Source organism: Chitinophaga jiangningensis (assembly GCF_900142605.1).
Classification (GTDB): domain Bacteria; phylum Bacteroidota; class Bacteroidia; order Chitinophagales; family Chitinophagaceae; genus Chitinophaga; species Chitinophaga jiangningensis.
In genome coordinates this window covers 55,639-72,228 of sequence record NZ_FRBL01000001.1, presented here as the reverse complement: position 1 = coordinate 72,228, position 16,590 = coordinate 55,639, and the positions used below count along the sequence as shown (strand labels likewise).

At 50.3% G+C, this 16,590-nt stretch carries 14 protein-coding genes; 9 read left to right on the top strand and 5 right to left on the bottom strand.

Annotated elements, in window-relative coordinates:
• Nucleotides 1-13: 13 nt before the first annotated feature.
• Together glmS and BUB18_RS00270 are read right to left on the bottom strand one after the other, a co-directional pair.
• Nucleotides 14-1,849, bottom strand: a complete 1,836-nt coding sequence (glmS, locus tag BUB18_RS00280; protein WP_073076916.1) for a glutamine--fructose-6-phosphate transaminase (isomerizing) — start codon at nt 1,847-1,849, stop codon at nt 14-16.
• Between the two features lie 259 nt (nt 1,850-2,108).
• The gene (locus tag BUB18_RS00270; RefSeq protein WP_073076912.1) at nt 2,109-4,478 is read right to left on the bottom strand and encodes a S9 family peptidase; all 2,370 of its coding nucleotides are present in this window, start codon (nt 4,476-4,478) and stop codon (nt 2,109-2,111) included.
• Nucleotides 4,479-4,582: 104 nt separating this feature from the next.
• Between BUB18_RS00270 and BUB18_RS00265 the strand changes: the two genes are divergently transcribed.
• Nucleotides 4,583-5,113 (top strand): histidine phosphatase family protein, encoded by a 531-nt coding sequence (locus tag BUB18_RS00265; RefSeq protein WP_073076909.1) that lies wholly within the window; start codon nt 4,583-4,585, stop codon nt 5,111-5,113.
• Between the two features lie 103 nt (nt 5,114-5,216).
• Here the strand turns inward: BUB18_RS00265 and mgtE are convergent, their stop codons facing one another.
• Complete coding sequence (gene mgtE, locus BUB18_RS00260; RefSeq protein WP_073076908.1) at nt 5,217-6,593, bottom strand: magnesium transporter; 1,377 nt, start codon at nt 6,591-6,593, stop codon at nt 5,217-5,219.
• Nucleotides 6,594-6,650: 57 nt separating this feature from the next.
• Nucleotides 6,651-7,529: a bestrophin family protein gene (locus BUB18_RS00255; protein ID WP_073076906.1), complete on the bottom strand. Its 879-nt coding sequence runs from the start codon at nt 7,527-7,529 to the stop codon at nt 6,651-6,653.
• Nucleotides 7,530-7,668: 139 nt separating this feature from the next.
• Between BUB18_RS00255 and BUB18_RS00250 the strand changes: the two genes are divergently transcribed.
• From BUB18_RS00250 to BUB18_RS00220, 7 genes are all read left to right on the top strand, one after another.
• Nucleotides 7,669-8,103 (top strand): SET domain-containing protein, encoded by a 435-nt coding sequence (locus tag BUB18_RS00250; protein WP_073076904.1) that lies wholly within the window; start codon nt 7,669-7,671, stop codon nt 8,101-8,103.
• A 126-nt stretch (nt 8,104-8,229) separates the two neighbouring features.
• A complete protein-coding gene (locus tag BUB18_RS00245) occupies nt 8,230-8,709 on the top strand; it encodes a MarR family winged helix-turn-helix transcriptional regulator (RefSeq protein ID WP_073076902.1) in 480 nt (159 codons plus the stop codon).
• Between the two features lie 42 nt (nt 8,710-8,751).
• Nucleotides 8,752-10,320 carry a histidine ammonia-lyase gene (gene hutH / locus BUB18_RS00240; RefSeq protein ID WP_073076900.1) on the top strand — a complete coding sequence of 523 codons (1,569 nt, stop codon included), beginning with the start codon at nt 8,752-8,754 and terminating at the stop codon, nt 10,318-10,320.
• Nucleotides 10,298-11,968 carry a urocanate hydratase gene (hutU, locus tag BUB18_RS00235; protein ID WP_073076899.1) on the top strand — a complete coding sequence of 557 codons (1,671 nt, stop codon included), beginning with the start codon at nt 10,298-10,300 and terminating at the stop codon, nt 11,966-11,968. Before hutH ends, hutU begins: the two co-directional genes overlap by 23 nt.
• A gap of 10 nt (nt 11,969-11,978) precedes the next feature.
• Nucleotides 11,979-13,208 (top strand): imidazolonepropionase, encoded by a 1,230-nt coding sequence (gene hutI, locus BUB18_RS00230; protein WP_073076897.1) that lies wholly within the window; start codon nt 11,979-11,981, stop codon nt 13,206-13,208.
• The gene (gene hutG / locus BUB18_RS00225; RefSeq protein ID WP_073076896.1) at nt 13,205-14,209 is read left to right on the top strand and encodes a formimidoylglutamase; all 1,005 of its coding nucleotides are present in this window, start codon (nt 13,205-13,207) and stop codon (nt 14,207-14,209) included. Before hutI ends, hutG begins: the two co-directional genes overlap by 4 nt.
• Before the next feature lie 28 nt (nt 14,210-14,237).
• Nucleotides 14,238-15,134, top strand: a complete 897-nt coding sequence (locus BUB18_RS00220) for a CHAD domain-containing protein (protein WP_073076894.1) — start codon at nt 14,238-14,240, stop codon at nt 15,132-15,134.
• Here BUB18_RS00220 and purU read toward each other — a convergent pair.
• Nucleotides 15,131-15,994, bottom strand: coding sequence for a formyltetrahydrofolate deformylase (gene purU, locus BUB18_RS00215; protein WP_073076892.1), 864 nt, complete (start codon nt 15,992-15,994; stop codon nt 15,131-15,133). The two genes, BUB18_RS00220 and purU, sit on opposite strands and share 4 nt — an antisense overlap.
• 60 nt (nt 15,995-16,054) lie before the next feature.
• On the opposite strand from purU, the gene BUB18_RS00210 reads away from it, so the two are divergent.
• On the top strand, nt 16,055-16,528 hold the full coding sequence (locus BUB18_RS00210; protein WP_262487652.1) for a metallophosphoesterase family protein: 474 nt from the start codon (nt 16,055-16,057) through the stop codon (nt 16,526-16,528).
• Nucleotides 16,529-16,590 lie beyond the last annotated feature (62 nt).

The following is a 16,590-nucleotide window of genomic DNA, read 5'->3' as shown; positions in this document are numbered from 1 at the left end:
TACTTTCTTAAGTCTATTCTACTGTTACACTCTTCGCAAGGTTACGTGGCTTGTCCACATCGTATCCTTTGGATACACCGATGTGATAAGCGAGTAACTGTAAAGGTATAACACTAATGATTGGTGCCACCAGTTCATCTGCTGCAGGTACCACAATTACGTCATCAACCATAGGAGGGATAGTGGTGTCGCCTTCGGTTACTACCGCGATCACCTTGCCTTTACGGGCTTTAATCTCCTGAATGTTACTTACTACTTTTTCGTAGAAACTATCTTTTGTAGCCACAATCACTACGGGTAGATTTTCATCTACCAGTGCGATAGGACCATGCTTCATTTCCGCAGCAGGATAACCTTCTGCATGGATATAAGAAATCTCTTTCAGTTTCAATGCGCCTTCCAGTGCTACCGGGAAGTTGTATCCACGGCCGAGGTAAAGGAAGTCGCGGGCATCTTTATATTTCTCTGCAATTTCTTTTACGTGGTCATTTAATTTCAGGGCAATAGCCACTTTTTTAGATACCTGGTCCATTTCGTTGAGCAGGTGCTGGAAGCGCTGGCCGCTGATAGAACCTCTTTCCATCGCTACTTTCAGCCCAATCAATGCCAGTACAGTCAGCTGTGCAGTGAATGCTTTCGTAGAGGCAACACCGATCTCAGGGCCTGCGTGCGTGTAAGCGCCGGCGTCCGACATACGTGCAATAGAAGAACCTACTACGTTACATACGCCCAAAATGATAGCGCCTTTTTGCTTGGCACTTTCTATAGCCACCAGGGTGTCGGCCGTTTCGCCGGATTGTGATACCGCGATGATAACATCTCCCTGACCAATTACCGGGTTACGATAACGGAACTCGGAAGCATATTCGACTTCAACAGGTATACGGCAAAGTTCTTCGATCATGTACTCTGCTACCAGCCCGGCATGCCAGGAGGTTCCGCAGGCCACAATGATAATGCGTTTGGCATTTTTAAGCAGGTCCATATGCTCCCGGATACCACCGAGGGTGAGAGTGCCTTTAGGTGCATCCAAACGGCCACGCAGGCTGTCGTGTATGGTTTGCGGCTGCTCAAATATTTCTTTCAGCATGAAGTGGTCATACCCACCTTTTTCGATGGCTGCCAGGTCGATATCCAATTTCTGAATGTAGGGCGTTTGCCGCTCGTTGCTGATGTTTTTAAGAATCAGTTCATCGGCTTTGATGATAGCAATTTCGTAGTCATTTACGTACACTACTTCTTTCGTGTATTCCACGATAGGAGAGGCATCTGAAGCGAGGAAGTGTTCACCTTTACCCACGCCGATCACGAGCGGACTACCTTTACGCGCAGCGATGAGCGTGTCAGGATTATCTTCATCAATCAGTACAATTACGTAGGCGCCCACTACACGTTTCAGTGCGATGCGTAAGGCTTCTTCCAGGGTGGAGTTATTGCTTTTTTTAATCTCTTCGATGAAGTGAAGCAGTACTTCGGTATCCGTATCACTCTCGAATACATGCCCTTTACTTTCCAGCTCCTGCTTGAGCTGTACATAGTTTTCGATGATGCCATTGTGCACCATTGCTAATTTGCCGTCGCCGGATTTGTGAGGGTGGGCGTTACGGTCGCAGGGTTCTCCATGAGTCGCCCAACGGGTGTGTCCGATGGCGATGTGGCTACGCATATCTTTGCTGGAAGCGTATTCTTCCAGTGCAGCCACTTTGTCTTTTTTCTTATAGATTTTGAGTCCATCATTGATGATAGCAACTCCTGCGCTGTCATACCCGCGGTATTCCAGTCTCTTTAGGCCTTTCAATACGATCGGATAAGCTTCACGCTGCCCGATATAAGCTACGATTCCACACATATGGTTTCTTGTATTTTAGATGAGGTTTGGTTGCGAAGAAATAATAAAATAAACTGTTGGTATACCAACAGCTAGTTTTTCGGTTTGTGAAATTTGAAAGCATTTCACAAACATTACGCGTGCAATTTTTTGTAAAAAATAAAATAAAAAAAGGGATACGGTGAGATGATAAGCAGTTATTAACGTACTGTTAATACTGTTTTTCATCGTTCACCGTATCCCTGTATGTCTTGTTTAACACCGGGTCAGCGGATGGAGATTATTTGAGGAGTGTTTCGTTGAATAGTTTCAAGATCCTTTTATATTCATCCGTCCAGCTGGCTGGTGTGGTAAACCCGTGGTCTTCTACGGGGTACACAGCCAGTTCCCAGTTGTCTTTCTTTAGTTCAATGAGTCGTTGCGACAAACGCACAATGTCTTCAAAATGAACATTGGTGTCTACCATTCCATGACACATGAGCAATCTGCCCTTCAGCCCTTCTGCATGATAGATCGGGGAGGAGCGAAGATAAGCAATACTGTCCTTATATGGTTCATTCAGTATGTTACTCGTGTAGCCGTGATTGTAATGGGCCCAGTCAGTAACACTGCGTAAAGCAGCACCGGCGGCAAAGGTACCTGGTTTTGTGAACATTCCCATGAGGGTCATAAAACCTCCGTAGCTTCCTCCGTATATTCCTATACGGTTGGCATCCACTCCCGTTTTGTTGGCCAGGTATTTTGCTGCATCTACTTCATCGTCCAGGTCCTTACCGCCCATAAAGCGGTAAATACCGGTCCGCCAGTTGCGGCCGTAGCCGGCGCTGCCGCGGTAATCCACGTCCAGTACGGTGTAGCCGAGGTCTGTCAGCAAGTTATGGAACATATATTCTCTAAAGTACTGACTCCACCAGCGGTGTGCATTCTGCAAATATCCTGCCCCATGTACAAAAATTACGCCTGCTCCATTTTTTTTCGCCGGATCGGGTGTGTAAAGTCGCGCGTAAATCGGCTGATTGTCGCTGGCAGTAATGGTTATCAGCTCCGGCACCCTCCAGGAATAATTTTTAAATTCCTCACTTTGTGCCATGGAAGTCACCTGTTTTGCCTTAGCGCCTGCCGTATTTGGCTGTATATACAGCTCCCATGGCTGGTTAGGGGAGGAGTAACGGAAGGCGATCCATTTTTCGTCCGGGCTCACACTTACCTCATGTGCGCCCTGCATGGTGGTGATCCGCTCCTGCTTACCGCTGGCGATATTCAGTTTATAAAACTGTTTTTCACCGGGGTGTACCTCGTTGGTAACGATATAAAATGTTTTTTTATCGTTGGATAATTGTGCTTCCTGTACCTCATAATTGCCGGTAGTGAGTTGTTTTAGCTCCCGGGAGATGACATTGGCGGTGTATAAATGTGAGTAGCCGGTAGTTTCAGACTGAAACCAGATCGTATTTTCATCTATCCAGCCCAGGTTGCCGCCGCCCATGCTCCAGCCAATACCAGGGCCCGCAATCCAGGCTTCATCCCGCTGGCGGTTGATGGAAGTCAGTTTGCCTGTAGTGCCATCCAGTAAAGCGATCCAGCGGTCTTTATTATCCATGGAGCGGATGTCTACTATGCCGTGTGTGCCCTTGTCGGACCAATAAGGCCCATTGATGATCACTTCCCGTACCACCGCAGAATCCTTTTTCGTATAGTCTTTAACGTAATCAGGCTGATCCTTTATGCCTGGCAGGTCTTTAGTGTTAATGGCAATAACGGTATCGGCTACACGGTCGTAAACATAACTGGTAAAGCTGCCGCGTGGGGCTCCTACTTTTTCACGGGAAGGGATATCCGTTGTAAAGCCGGTGCTGGTAACGTAATCGGGCACAATAGTGCTCTTGGCATCCTTCGCTTCCGCATACAGGCGATAGGTGATAAAACGGCCGTCAGGGCTCACTTTTACCGACTGTACCTGTTTATCTTCTGTATATAAATTACGTAAGGGTTTTGGGGAGATGTAATCGTAGAAGCGCTTTGCAGCATCGGCCTTGGTTTTTTTATCGCGTATGACCTGCAGCAGCTCCAGTTGCTGTTGTTTCAGCCATTTTTCCTGGGCGTTGCCTTTTTGCAGGTCGTCTTTTTCCGGTGGAGGAGGCGGGCCCTGTTTAAAGCTGCTAAGCTGTGTAAGGCTGCCATCTGCGCGGTTCCAGGCAAAAACATCGCGGCCCTGTTGAAATGCGATGGCAGCAGTGCCGTTCAGGAATACCGGTGCGCTTTCCTGTACAGTAGTGTTGGTGATGCGCGTCACCTTACCGGATTTCAGCTCCTGGAGGTAGATATCGCCCTGGTGCGAAAATACCACCATGGTGCGGTCATTACTGTAAACACCGTTGCTGGCGGCCATCACCATGCTGCGGTTAAGCGCAGCCGTCTTCTTAGGCGTACCATCTTTCAGCTGGATGGCGTACAGAGAGTCCGCCGGGGCCTTCTCCGGGTTCCAGTTGAAATAAACCGTCTGGTTGTCGGTACCCCAGAAAACCTGGTCAGGAGAAGTTCCGATCCACTTCGGATCGCGCATGATTTTATCCACTGTAAGTGGCGACAGCTGGGCATAGGCGCTGTTGGTTGATAAAAAAATAATGGCAGGGAGGAACCATTTTCTCATAGCAGTTGACTATTTTGTTAGGGAATAAAAATAATGGATTAATCCCTAAACCGGGGAATAATAGGGATGTCTGGTACGATGATTATATGCCTTAACTTTACAGTATGCGTTTTTTCCTGCTCATAACCATGGCTGGCCTGGTGGCCTGCAAGCCCAAACCTCCTGTGCGGCAGCCGGTACCTGTATCGGACGACAGTACCTTCCTCACAGGCACCTTTTATGTGGTACGCCATGCCGAACGGTATGAAGGCCGGGACTCCTCGCTTACGCCCGCAGGCTACGAAAGAGCAGGTTGCCTGTATCGGCTGCTGAAAGATTCTGCATTAAACAAAATATATGTAACGCCCTACCGCCGCAGCCGCGAAACGGCTGACAGCCTGCGTGTGGCCTTAAGTCTGGATACAGCGGTGTATAAGCCGGATACCACCGGCGAGTCAGTCATCTATACGCTCACCCGGCACGACGACTGGGGAAAACACATCGTGATAGTGGCACATGCCAATACGATGTTGCCCATTGTGAAGGCACTGGGTGGTAAGGCACCGGTGGATTCCATCCGGGAAAATGAGTTTGACAGGGTGTTTGTGGTCAGGAAGGTGCGAGGGGGGACAAAAGTGAAGATGCTTCGCTACTAAGAGATTTTCCATAGTTTACTTCCGCCGTTGGCGGGTCCATATTCAAACACAAAGCGGGCGCCCCAGGGCCGCCCGCTTTGTGTTTGAATGCGCCTTAGGCGCCTTATAACAAAACTCCTTTCATCAGTGTATACGCCACCGTAAAGTAAATCAGCAACCCGGTAACATCCACCAGTGTTGCCACAAACGGCGCAGAAGAAGTAGCCGGATCGGCGCCCAGCTTCTTGAGCAGGAGCGGTAACATAGATCCCGAGAGTGTGCCCCACAGCACTACGCCAATCAGGGAAATACCAACAGTGAAGCCTATCAGCACGGTATGATCCCCATAGGTATGGAACAGAGAGTTCCACAGGAGGATACGGGTAAAACCAATGATCCCCAGCACACTCCCCAGCAGGATGCCGGATATCAGCTCCCTGCGCATTACCCGCCACCAGTCGCTCAGGGTAATTTCCCCCAGCGCCATGGCCTGGATAATAAGGGTGGAGGCCTGTGATCCACTGTTACCACCGCTGGATATAATCAATGGTACGAAAAGAGCCAGTACAACAGCTTTGGCTATTTCATCTTCGAAAAAACCCATCGCAGTGGCGGTTAACATCTCCCCGATAAATAAAACTACGAGCCAGCCCACACGTTTTTTTACCAGTTTAAGCAACGGCATATCGAGGTAAGGCTCATCGAGGGCCTCGGTACCACCTATCTTCTGGATATCTTCTGTATGTTCTTCATTGGCAATCCACAACATATCGTCGATGGTAACGATACCAAGGAGGATACCCTGATCATCTACCACGGGAAGGGCTACACGATTTTCCATCCGGAACACCTGGATGGCCTCTTCCTGGTCGTCGTTGGCATGAAGGGATACAAAGCGGTCGTCCATCAGTGTATGCACTACCGTGTCCGGCGCTACCAGCAGGAACTCCCTGATCCGGAAGTCGTCCAGCAGGTGGCCGTTGCCATCAATCACATATATCACATCAATGGTTTCACTATCCTTGCCGTGTTCGCGGATGTAATCCAATACATGCTTCACCGTCCACTCTTCACGAACAGCGATATAGTCGGGGGTCATGATACGACCCACACTGTTTTCCTTGTAGCCGAGCAGGGAGAGGGTGATACGTCGTTCTTCCGGGTCGAGCAGTTTAATCAGTTCCTTCACCGCCTCGCTGGGTAACTCCTCCAGGAACGAGGTACGGTCATCCGCCGGCAGCTCATTGAGTAGCTCCGCAATTTTTGCAGGCGCCAGCGATTTGATAACATCCTCCTGCAATGGAAAATCCAGGATACGGAAAGCAGCAGCAGCGCGACTGATCGACAGGTGGTTAATGATAATACCTGCCTCGTCCGGCTCCTCATGAATTAACTCTGCTATGTCCGTAATCAGCTGATCATCCAGGTATACGCTTAATTCACGGAAATTTTTCTCTTCCGCCAGTTCCATGAATTTCTCCTGTAAAGCTTCATTTTCCATGTACAATTCGACTCTAGCTGCGAAATTAAGTTAAAATAGTACGCATCCGGGCATGGCCTATAAGATTTCTCCTACATGCATGCGTATATTGTTGCAAATGGTATCCGTAGGCAGGTCATTGGCATCCTTGCCAAATGGATCTTCAATCTCTTCCGCAATCAGTTCCAGACTCGCCAGTACAAAGAAGATGAACACAATCATGGGGATGATCAGGTAACCCAGGCTGAACACATAACCGAAAGGCATCGTCATGATGTAGAAGAAAATAAACTTCTTTATAAATACAGAATAGGAAAAAGGAATCGGGGTGTTCTTGATGCGCTCGCAGGCGCCGCATACTTCTGTGAGAGAGGCTAATTCAGTATTGAGTATGATAAGCTGATCGCCGCTGAGCTGACCCGCCTGGTGCAACTCCATGATCTTTTGCATGATCATTCCCGCCAGCTGGTTAGGAATATGCTTGTTGGTATCAGGGGCCAGTGCCACATTGCCCGGAAGGTTTTCCATCTCCTCCGGTAAATATATTTTACGGAGATGATTTTTTAAACTGAAAGCGAAGTTGGGGATCATTGCCCGGAACCAGGCTTTGGCAGCCTCATTGCCGGCAGGCAGCATCGCATCTATTTTCAGGGCCAGGTTGCGGCTGCTGTTTACCAGCGTGCCCCATTGCCGCCGGCCCTCCCACCACCGGTCGTAAGCCGTATTGGTACGGAATACCAGTAACAATGAAATCACAAAGCCCAGCAGGCCATGCATTAAAGAGATGTTCTTCAGCTCACTGTTGGCAGACAGCTTCCATACTTCCAGCTCCAGCCAGGCTATGATCCCTGAGTAGATGGACAGGGCAATAAACATGGGAAAGAGCTTCCTGACAGTGTCCGCTTTGTGAATGCGAAAAATGAACGTAAACCATTCCTTTGGGTTGTAATTGATCATTCGTATTTTTTAATCCAGTACAAAAATACCGGGCCGGAGTTTCCTCCTTCCGGGCCGCAAACCTAAAATTTTTCAAGATGATTTTGATAACTTCCCGCTTTAACTTTACTTTACGCCTTCTTTTATACGAAATAGTGCTATGATTAAGCCATACTTGTACGTGCAAAAATCCAAAGGTAAAGGCCGAGGCGTTTTTACCACTGAAGACATTCCCGCAGGAACGAGGATCGAAACTTCCCCGGTACTGGTACTCGATCACGAAGATACCGTACTGGCCGACAGAACTTTCCTCCACAACTATATTTTCCTGTGGGGAGACGACGAATCCGAATCCTGCATAGCACTTGGCTTCTGCTCCATCTATAACCACGATTACACACCTAATTGTAAATATGAGATGGACTTCGAAGAAGAAACCATGAGCATCATTACCCGCCGCGCTATCAAAAAAGGCGAAGAGCTGCTAATCAACTACAATGGTGTTCCTACCAGCAAAGATCCACTCTGGTTCGATATCAAATCCGATACACCCGAACCTAAGAAAGCCAAGAAAACTAAAGAAAAGAAAAAATAATTACGAATCTTTTTTCCAGATTACCGGAACAGCCCTGATATTCAGGTAATTTCCGGTAATCTGTAATTATGCAGATTCGTTATTATTTTGTAATATTGTATAAGTGCTTATATAATTTTTACCAACATGTCGTTTTACGCCTCACTAGGTCACCTGGTTTTTGGAACCCGGCTGCGCCGCCTCAGCGAATACTTCCTCATGGAAGTGAATAAAGTTTATGAGCAGGAAGGCATCCCCTTTGATGCCAGCTGGTTCCCGGTATTTTATATACTCTCCCAGAGCCAGCCCATGCCCCTGATTGACATTGCCGATCAACTCGAAATTTCCCATAGCGCCGTAAGCCAGATGGTTACTAACCTTCGCAAAAAAGGACTGGTGAAAACCGACTCCTGCAACGATGACCGCCGCCGCCAGCTGGTAGTGTTCACACCGGAAGGAGAAGACCTGCTCCGACGCGTACAGCCCATCTGGAAAGCTATCACCAAAGCCATGGAAAACGTAGCGATGGAACATAAACACAGCCAGCAGATACTCGAAGCCATCAGGGAAATTGAAGAATCCGTGCAGGCAACACCACTGGCAGAAAGAGTCCGTAAAGAACTATAAAATCATACACCAAATCAATATCACCATTAACAGCAGTTACCAATGAACATGATTTTCAAATATGGTATCGACACACTTACGGTATCCACCGTACTCGATATCGCCAGCGGCAAGGTGAAAGGCGTACTCGCGCCGGAAGCCATTGAACGCATCCAGGCAAGCGCCGGATATGTACAGGCCATCGTGGCACAGCATACCACTGTGTACGGCATCAACACCGGCTTTGGCCCGCTCTGCGATACCAAAATATCTGAAGAAGATACCCGCACCCTGCAGTACAATATCCTGCAAAGTCATAGTGTAGGCGTTGGCGATAGTATCCCGGAAGAAGTATCCCGTATCATGCTCATCACCAAAGTACACGCACTGGCACAGGGTTACTCCGGCGCTGCACTCGCCACCCTGGAGCGGATTATCTGGCATATCGAAAACCGCGTGACCCCGCTGGTGCCTGAAAAAGGTTCGGTAGGCGCCTCCGGCGACCTTGCTCCGCTGTCGCACTTATTTCTCCCGTTAATAGGCCTGGGAAAAGTATGGTACAAAGGCCAGCAAACAGATATGCAGGCTGTATTGCAAAAGGAAAACCTGCAGCCGGTAGCACTGGGCCCTAAAGAAGGACTGGCGCTAATCAACGGTACGCAGTTTATCCTCTCCTTTGCAGTGAAAGCCGTTGCGCGGCTTCACAACGCGCTCGATGCGGCCGATATCATCGGCGCCCTTTCACTCGAAGGCCTCATGGGTACCTCCAAACCATTTGATCCACGCTTACATACCATCCGTCCTTTCCCTGGAAACCAGCTGGTAGCTCATCGCCTGAAAACTATGTTGGATGGTAGTGAGATCATGTATTCACATGTGGACTGCGGCCGCGTGCAGGACCCGTACTCCCTCCGCTGTATGCCACAGGTACACGGTGCCTCCCGTACCGCCTGGCAGCACCTGTATCACCTGACCTCCATTGAGCTCAACAGCGTTACCGACAACCCCATCATCTTCAGCGCAGAAGATACCATCAGCGGTGGTAACTTCCACGGTCAGCCAATGGCCCTGCCGCTGGATTACGCTACCGTAGCGGCTGCCGAGCTGGGTAACATCTCCGATCGCCGTTGCTATATGATGATCGAAGGCCGCTTCGGACTTCCCAAACTCCTCATCCAGGACGCCGGCCTTAACTCCGGTTTCATGATTCCACAATACACCACCGCCGCACTGGTTACAGAAAACAAAACGCTGTGCTTCCCCGCCAGCGCGGATTCGGTACCTACCTCCCTCGGGCAGGAAGACCACGTATCCATGGGCTCCATCAGCGGCCGTAAGTTAAATCAGGTGATCTCCAACCTGGAATACATCCTGGCTATCGAACTGCTGTATGCCGCACAGGCAATAGATTTCCGCCGCCCGCTGAAATCAGGTCCGGTGCTGGAAGCCGTGCACGCCTTCACCCGCGAGCATGTGCCATTCGCTAACAAAGACCGCATCTTCGCAAACGATATCGCGGCATTACATAACATCATCACCAATCAGTCACTGGTTAGTGTTGCCAACGCGGCCGCAACCAGCCATCAATTATCCTTAAACGGTATTTATCATGAACAGTTTGGACTTTATTAAATCATTTGCGGCACACCCGCATTATAAAGCACCACATGGTGCCACCCTGCACGCAAAATCATGGCAAACGGAAGCACCGCTGCGTATGCTCCTCAATAACCTGGATCATGAAGTTGCCGAAAACCCGGATGAACTGGTGGTATACGGTGGCATCGGCCAGGCTGCACGCAACCGCGAAGCACTGGAAAAAATTATCAAAATATTACTGGAGCTGGACGAAGACCATTCCCTGCTTGTTCAATCCGGTAAGCCGGTGGGCATCGTACGCACGCATCCACAGGCGCCTCGCGTAATGCTGGCCAACAGTAATCTCGTACCTAAATGGGCAACCTGGGAGCATTTTAATGAACTGCGCGCTAAAGGACTGATGATGTACGGCCAGATGACCGCCGGCAGCTGGATCTATATTGGTACACAGGGCATCCTACAAGGTACCTATGAAACCTTTATGGAATGCGGTCGTCAGCATTTTGACGGTAACCTCAAAGGCAAGCTGCTGGTAACCGCCGGCATCGGTGGTATGGGTGGCGCACAGCCGCTGGCCGCTACCATGGCAGGCGCCGTATTCCTCGGTGCCGATGTGGACGCTACCCGTATCCAGAAACGTATCGATACCCGCTATATCGACCGGATGACGCACTCCTACGAAGAAGCTATCCAGTGGGCAAAAGAAGCGATGGAAAAAGGCGAAGCACTGAGCATCGGCCTCGTTAGCGATGCGGGCGATATGCTGCAACGTCTCCTCCACGATAATATCATCCCTGACATACTCACGGATCAAACCTCTGCACACGATCCTATCAATGGTTATGTGCCTAACGGTATGACCCTCGAAGCCGCTGCAGCACTGCGTAAGCAGGACCCTGCACAGTACAAGCAGCTGTCGCTCAAAAGCATGGCCCGCCACGTGGGCTTTATGCTCGACATGCAGCAACGCGGCGCCGTTACATTCGACTACGGTAACAACCTCCGTGAGTTCGCCAGAGAAGGCGGAGAGCCAAACGCATTCAACTTCCCGGGATTCACGCCGGCGTATATACGCCCGCTGTTCTGCGAAGGGAAAGGACCTTTCCGTTGGGTAGCACTCTCCGGTGACCCAGAAGATATTTATACCACCGACCGCGCACTGATGGAAGCATTTCCTGAAAATACACACCTGATCAACTGGCTTAAACAGGCACAGGAAAAAGTAGCCTTCCAGGGCCTGCCTGCACGTATCTGCTGGCTGGGACTCGGTGAGCGCGAAAAAGCCGGTCTGATTTTTAATGAACTGGTAAGAACAGGTAAGGTTAAAGCACCGATTGTGATCGGCCGCGACCACCTCGATTGCGGTTCTGTAGCATCTCCCAACAGAGAAACAGAAGCGATGAAAGACGGCTCCGACGCGGTAAGCGACTGGACGTTGCTGAACCTCATGTCCAACACCGGTGGCGGCGCTACCTGGGTATCCTTCCACCATGGCGGTGGCGTAGGTATGGGCTACTCCCAACATGCCGGTATGGTGGTGCTGGCTGATGGAACCGATCGTGCCGCGGACTGCCTGCGTCGTGTGTTATTCAACGACCCTGCCATGGGCATTTTCCGCCATGCAGATGCCGGTTACGAAAAGGCGCAGGAATGGGCAGAAAAATTTGGTATTAATCTCTAAAATCTGACAGATGTTAATAGGGCCTTTCACACAAATACTCCCCATGACCGGCATGCCGCTCAAAGGAGCTTTGCAGGATGAACAACTGCCCGTTATACATAATGGCGGGGTGGTAGCGGAAGATGGTAAAATCCTTGCGGTGGGCGATTACAAGGCCCTGCAGCAGGCCTATCCGGATCAGGAACTCCAGTTTATTGATCAGCCGATGGTGTTACTACCCGGCTTTATCGACTGCCACACGCATATCTGTTTCGATGGTAACCGCAGCCGCGATTACGCCATGCGTATTGCCGGAAAAAGTTACCTCGAAATCGCGCGCGCCGGCGGAGGTATCTGGGATTCTGTTACCAAAACCCGTGTAGCCGATACCGTTACCCTTGCAGAAAATACTGTGGCCCGGGCGAACCGTCACCTCATGGAAGGTGTTACTACCATAGAAGTGAAAAGTGGTTACGGCCTGGATTTCGACAGTGAGTTGAAAATGTTGCGGGCTATTCAGCAGGCATCGCTGCATACACCGGCCACATTGATACCTACCTGTCTGGCCGCGCACATGAAGCCTAAGGATTACGCCGGTACTGAAACGGAATATTTAGACTGGGTGTTGTCGGAGTTGCTGCCGGTACTGAAAGCACAATCGCTTACCAACAGGGTGGATATTTTTATAGAAGAGACGGCATTTTCGCCGGCAGCGGCCACCAGTTACCTGCGAGCGGCAGCTGCCAAAGGTTTCGCAGCTACGGTACATGCAGACCAGTTTACCGCAGGAGGTTCCGAAGTAGCAGTAGCTACCGGCGCTTTATCTGCGGACCACCTGGAAGCCAGCACCGATAAGGAAATTCAGCTGCTGGCACAATCCAATACGGTGGCAGTGGTGCTGCCTGGTGCCTCTCTCGGCTTAGGCATGCCCTATGCCCCAGCACGAAAATTGCTGAATGAGGGCGCCTGTTTGGCTATTGCGAGCGACTGGAACCCGGGATCAGCCCCTATGGGTGATCTGCTGTTGCAGGCCGCTGTGATGAGTGCTGCAGAAAAGTTATCGGCCGCAGAAGTATTCGCTGCCCTCACTTTCCGCGCCGCACCTGCCTTACTGCTGACGGACAGAGGCCGCCTCGAAGCGGGGCTCCTGGCGGACATGCAGGCTTATCCCACCAATGATTACAGGGATATTCTGTACTTTCAGGGTAAGCTGAAGCCATGCAGCATCTGGAAAAATGGTGAAACAGTTACAGCATTATGATAACAAAAGAATTTTATCACCCTACCCAGGCCGGAACCTGGACGGGACGTACAGACGGATCAACGGATGACCTGCTGCGCTGGCATATGATCATCCGGCTGGTGGACCTCCTGAAGGAGCCATTACCGCCACTGGCAGAAGGCCAGAAAGGGGTGGCTATCCTGGGCTTCGCCTGCGATGAAGGCGTACGCCGCAACAAAGGCCGCATGGGCGCCAAAGATGGCCCTGCTGCCATCAGAGCGGTATTGGGTAACCTGCCCGTTCACCTCACGGAAGGCGCCGTGCTGCTGGACGCCGGCGATATCGCCTGTATGGACGGCCGTATGGAACTGGCCCAGCAGGTGCTCAGCGAAGCGGTGAAAGCGGTTATTCAGGCCGGCTACCTGCCGGTAGTACTGGGAGGCGGCCATGAAATTGCGTATGGGCATGGCTGTGGGGTCCGTGAAAATGCCCGTCAGCAAAACGCCCGCGTAGGTTACATCAACTTCGACGCGCACTTTGATATCCGCGTGCCGGGCGCTGAAGGGCCTACCTCCGGTACCAGTTTTTATCAACTCGCACAGGATGCTAAGGCGGCTAACGAACCATTTAACTACCTGGCCCTCGGCATACAGAAACTGGGAAACACCCGTCAGCTGTTTAACCTGGCAGGGGAGTCCGGCGCCACTTACGTAGGCTCCGATGCTTTCCATCTAAACGATAAGGATACACTGTTTGCCGCCATCCAGCATTTTCTCGGACAGGTGGACCATGTGTACCTTACCACCTGCCTGGATGTATTTGCATCCTCGTTTGCACCGGGCGTAAGCGCTACGGCATACAACGGCATTTTACCGCAAGGACTGTTCCTGGAAAGCTTCCGGGCGATATTGGCCAGCGGCAAAGTGAAAGGAACCGACGTAGCAGAGCTGAACCCCGCATTCGATTATGATAACAGAACTGCTAAGCTGGCAGGGGCGTTGATTTTTGAAACGGTGATGGCGTACTGCGGGGAGGATTAAACATACTCCATTCGTCAAAGTGTGACACATGGGGAAAGGGGCGAAGCCCCTCCATACTACCACCGCCGAAGGCGGTGGTATATCCAAAATCAACATGATCCACAAAACCTTATATCACTACCTCCGCAAAGAATGCGAAGCACTCGACTCCGCACACAACAAACTGCGCCATCAACCCCGCAACCCCGCCGCTGTCCACGAACAACGGGTAGGCGTAAAAAAACTGCGCGCCTTTTTTGCACTCATCGATAATATCCCTGATTTTTCGTTTAAGTATAACCGTTACCTTAACAAGCTGCGGTTCCTCCAAAATATTGCCGGCATATCCCGCGATGCACAGCTGCAGGCACGCGCGCTCACGGCGCACGAAAGGCGGAGTAACTGGCGGTTTGGCTACGCACACCTGCTGCTGCAGGAGCGGCAGGCATTAGCGGCGGAGTTGATGGTGGCCGCCTCGAAACGACTTAAACTCGGTAGTTTCAACGAGCTGCCGGAGCAGTTTCGCGAGCGGCTGGAAGAAACAGAGGAGAAACATCTCACCGCAAAATTATTGGAATATGTAACGGACAATTTCCAGGAAATCAGGCCCCCGGTGAGTCGCGCAGGCCATATCGCCTGGCATGAAGTACGCAAGAAAGTAAAGGAAGTATACTACCAGCTCACGATATTAAAAGATGTTTTTCCCGAAGATACCAGGTACACGTACATGCTGAATTTTTCCAGGAAGGCAGGGGAGCTGTTGGGAAAGTGGCACGACAGCAGTGAATTGTACCTCTTTGTAAGCAGTACCATCCGCAAAGCCAGGAAGGAGCAGTTGCCGGTACATATTAAGGCGGTGCAACTACAGGAGGTGCTGAAGCTGGAGGCCAGGGAACAGCTGGCACTTTGCGCTAGTCACCTCCGTAGCAGGAAAGAGCAACTTTAGAATACGATGGTTTTGTTGCCCAGCACTATTACGCGATCGTCGATATGAGCTTTCACCGCCCGGGTAAGCACCTGCCGCTCTATATCCCTGCCCAGCATTACCAGGTCGTTGATCGCATGCTTATGGCTTACCCTGGCCACATCCTGCTCAATGATCGGACCTTCGTCCAGTTCATCTGTAACATAATGTGCCGTAGCACCAATCAGTTTTACCCCTCGATTGTAGGCATGCTGATAGGGGCGTGCACCTGCAAATGCAGGAAGGAAAGAGTGGTGAATATTGATGATGCGTTGCGGAAATAAACTCACAAATTGTGGTGATAAGATCTGCATATACCGGGCAAGCACTATAAAATCAATTTGCTGATCTGCCATCAATTTACCAATGGCGGCCTCCTGCGAGGCTTTGGTTTCACTGCTAACCGGAAGGTAATAAAAAGGAATACCCAAAGCAGTACAATCTTTTTCCAGTGTAGCATGATTGGAAATCACCAGTGGAATATCCACTTCCAGCTCGCCGCTACGCCAGCGCCAGAGCAGGTCCAGCAGGCAATGGTCGTATGCAGAAACCAATATAGCCATACGTTTGCGCTGGCCGGCGTGACTGATTTTCCAGGTCATATTTAACGGAGTGGCTACCTGTTGCTGAAAAGCAGCATCAAATTCCGGGTTGTACGGCATCTTCACTTCCATGCGCATAAAAAAAAGACCTTCCGCAGGATCGGTGCTGTGTTGACTAGCATCCAGTATATTTGCACCTGACTGGAAGAGAAACTGTGAAACGGTGGCTACAATTCCAGGTTTATCAGGGCAACTGATCAGTAACCGGGCAGTATTGGGAGAACTAATATTATTTTCCATAGGGGCAATGCAGTGTATGCGACCCAAAATAGATAAAATACATTGAAAAAAATAGGACTGATGTCGGATACGCACAGCTATCTGCATCCACAGGTATTCAAATATTTTGAGGGCGTTGATGAGATATGGCATGCCGGCGATATCGGCGATGCTAAGGTGGCGGATGAGCTGGAAGCCTTTAAACCATTCAGGGCAGTATGGGGTAATATAGATGGGAAAGATATACGTGTCCGTTACCCGGAAACCCTGCACTTTACAGTGGAAGAAGTGCCGGTGATGATCACGCATATAGGTGGATATCCGGGTAAATATGCGCCGGGGGTAAAAGCGCAGCTGTTGGAACAGCATCCTAAGTTATTTATCTGCGGACACTCACATATTCTGAAAGTAATGCCTGATCCGGCATTGAACTTGTTACATATGAACCCGGGTGCATGCGGTCAGCAGGGATGGCATAAGGTGAAAACCTTATTACGTTTTCAGCTGGACGCCGGAAATATCCAGCAGCTGGAAGTCATAGAACTGCCCAAATAAGGCTAAAATCCGGACTTTTATCTATTATTTAATCATTTTTGACACAGGAATGCGTATCTTGG

What these genes read in the sequence shown, in the direction of transcription:
- BUB18_RS00265 (WP_073076909.1), top strand. Translation starts at nt 4,583, where the DNA reads ATGCGTTTTTTCCTGCTCATAACCATGGCTGGCCTGGTGGCCTGCAAG.
- hutI (WP_073076897.1), top strand. Translation starts at nt 11,979, where the DNA reads ATGTTAATAGGGCCTTTCACACAAATACTCCCCATGACCGGCATGCCG.
- BUB18_RS00250 (WP_073076904.1), top strand. Translation starts at nt 7,669, where the DNA reads ATGATTAAGCCATACTTGTACGTGCAAAAATCCAAAGGTAAAGGCCGA.
- BUB18_RS00210 (WP_262487652.1), top strand. Translation starts at nt 16,055, where the DNA reads ATGTCGGATACGCACAGCTATCTGCATCCACAGGTATTCAAATATTTT.
- BUB18_RS00220 (WP_073076894.1), top strand. Translation starts at nt 14,238, where the DNA reads ATGGGGAAAGGGGCGAAGCCCCTCCATACTACCACCGCCGAAGGCGGT.
- hutH (WP_073076900.1), top strand. Translation starts at nt 8,752, where the DNA reads ATGAACATGATTTTCAAATATGGTATCGACACACTTACGGTATCCACC.
- BUB18_RS00245 (WP_073076902.1), top strand. Translation starts at nt 8,230, where the DNA reads ATGTCGTTTTACGCCTCACTAGGTCACCTGGTTTTTGGAACCCGGCTG.
- mgtE (WP_073076908.1), bottom strand. Translation starts at nt 6,593, where the DNA reads ATGGAAAATGAAGCTTTACAGGAGAAATTCATGGAACTGGCGGAAGAG.
- BUB18_RS00270 (WP_073076912.1), bottom strand. Translation starts at nt 4,478, where the DNA reads ATGAGAAAATGGTTCCTCCCTGCCATTATTTTTTTATCAACCAACAGC.
- hutU (WP_073076899.1), top strand. Translation starts at nt 10,298, where the DNA reads ATGAACAGTTTGGACTTTATTAAATCATTTGCGGCACACCCGCATTAT.
- hutG (WP_073076896.1), top strand. Translation starts at nt 13,205, where the DNA reads ATGATAACAAAAGAATTTTATCACCCTACCCAGGCCGGAACCTGGACG.
- BUB18_RS00255 (WP_073076906.1), bottom strand. Translation starts at nt 7,529, where the DNA reads ATGATCAATTACAACCCAAAGGAATGGTTTACGTTCATTTTTCGCATT.
- purU (WP_073076892.1), bottom strand. Translation starts at nt 15,994, where the DNA reads ATGGAAAATAATATTAGTTCTCCCAATACTGCCCGGTTACTGATCAGT.
- glmS (WP_073076916.1), bottom strand. Translation starts at nt 1,849, where the DNA reads ATGTGTGGAATCGTAGCTTATATCGGGCAGCGTGAAGCTTATCCGATC.